Origin of the sequence: Stenotrophomonas sp. AS012628, from assembly GCF_010608305.1 — a bacterium.
GTDB lineage: Bacteria > Pseudomonadota > Gammaproteobacteria > Xanthomonadales > Xanthomonadaceae > Stenotrophomonas > Stenotrophomonas geniculata.
On sequence record NZ_VMBJ01000110.1, the window covers coordinates 1 to 378 of the forward strand.

Below are 378 nucleotides of genomic sequence, written 5' to 3' on the forward strand. Positions count from 1 at the left end.
CGAGCCTTATCTGATGGAAATCTGGCAGCGTAGGTGTCGAGAGCCGGCGTGGGCCGCCGTACGAGCCTGGATCTCGACGATCGCCTTGGAGCTTGGCGCCCACGCCGGAATCTCCCTTGATCCGCCCGAACAGTTGCTGGAGCTGACACTCGAAGCGATAAGACTGGGCAAGCGGGGGAGCTCTCGACCCTTCCAGACTATACGGAGTCGGGCAATGAACGGGATCGGGATCGATGTGAGCAAGCGCCGATTGGATATCGGCACGACAGACGGCCAGACCCTGCAGGTCTGCAATAACCGCTCCGGCTTTTCTGAATTGGATGTTTGGCTGAAGAAGCGTCCGGTCAGCCAGATCGTGCTGGAAGCCACCGGCGGCTA

The 378-nt window shown here is 60.3% G+C and carries 1 pseudogene; it reads left to right on the forward strand.

The annotated features are described in order from the left end of the window. Positions 1-214: 214 nt before the first annotated feature. Positions 215-378: pseudogene (locus G5A07_RS21190) on the forward strand (IS110 family transposase); the annotation flags it as partial.